Here is a 210-nt window from a genome sequence, read left to right as displayed (position 1 = left end):
GCGGCGCCGCGCAGGGCCGGGTCTCGCGCCAGCTGCTGCGCCGCCTTCGCCTGGCCCGCCGCCAGCGCCTGCGTGGCCTGCTGGTCGCGGCGCTGCCACAGGTCGCGCCAGTCGGCCGCCCGCGCGGTGGCGGGCAGCAGGGGCAGCCACAGCAGCGGCAGCACCAGCAGCCAGCCGCGGCGGAACACCAGCGCGGCGATCGGCAGCAGC

The 210-nt window shown here is 80.5% G+C and carries 1 pseudogene; it reads right to left on the bottom strand.

The features are described 5' to 3' along the window. A pseudogene (locus ACH65_RS20495) lies at window positions 1-210 on the bottom strand (colicin transporter); the annotation flags it as partial.

The sequence above is a fragment of the Frateuria defendens genome (assembly GCF_001182895.1).
Classification (GTDB): domain Bacteria; phylum Pseudomonadota; class Gammaproteobacteria; order Xanthomonadales; family Rhodanobacteraceae; genus Frateuria_B; species Frateuria_B defendens.
The sequence above is the reverse complement of the archived record's forward strand: the minus strand, read 5'-3'. Positions and strand labels throughout refer to the sequence as shown.